General features: G+C 70.7%; 1 protein-coding gene. It reads right to left on the reverse strand.

Annotated elements, in window-relative coordinates:
• A partial coding sequence (locus tag SB719_RS21725) for a S41 family peptidase (RefSeq protein WP_412159970.1) occupies positions 1–249 on the reverse strand: 249 nt, incomplete at both ends.

Raw genomic sequence — 249 nt, forward strand, 5'->3', positions numbered from 1 at the left:
GCATCGGCCGCGTCGTCGGCGTTCTCCGGGCGCAGCACGACATCGGGATCGATGCCGCGCGCCTGGATCGAGCGACCACTCGGCGTGTAGTAACGCGCCGTCGTGAGCTTCACCGAATCGCCGTTGTCGAGCGGCAGCACGGTCTGCACCGAGCCCTTGCCGAAGGTGCGGCTGCCGACGATGCGCGCGCGCTCGTTGTCGCGCAGCGCGCCGGCCAGCACTTCCGAGGCGCTGGCCGAACCGACATCG

This window comes from Pantoea sp. SIMBA_079, from assembly GCF_046940275.1.
In the GTDB taxonomy this organism is placed as follows: Bacteria; Pseudomonadota; Gammaproteobacteria; order Enterobacterales; family Enterobacteriaceae; genus Pantoea; species Pantoea borealis.